This window comes from Streptomyces sp. SID5464 (genome assembly GCF_009862985.1).
In the GTDB taxonomy this organism is placed as follows: Bacteria; Actinomycetota; Actinomycetes; order Streptomycetales; family Streptomycetaceae; genus Streptomyces; species Streptomyces chartreusis_D.
Map to the genome: position 1 here is coordinate 47,336 of NZ_WWIQ01000071.1, position 254 is coordinate 47,589.

The following is a 254-nucleotide window of genomic DNA, read 5'->3' on the forward strand; positions in this document are numbered from 1 at the left end:
GCCCCGCCCCCGGCGGCGGACCAGGGACAACACCGGTTCACTCACGTGGCGGGCCTGCCAAGCGCCGTGGCCGCGCTCGGGCCCGGCACCGACGACCGCGGCGTGCCTCCGTCGGTGGGCCACGGACAGCACCGGCTCGGCCTCATGACGAGCCTGCGGAGCGCCGTGGACGCGCTTGACCGCGGGAGTCACGCACGCGGGACCGCCCGGCCCGGCGCCCACGACCGCGCCCCGCCCCCGGCGGCGGACCAGGG

1 pseudogene is annotated in these 254 nt (G+C 80.3%); it reads right to left on the minus strand.

Going from position 1 to position 254, the window contains the following annotated elements:
- Window positions 1–254 (minus strand): annotated as a pseudogene (locus tag GTY47_RS41405) (hypothetical protein); the annotation flags it as partial.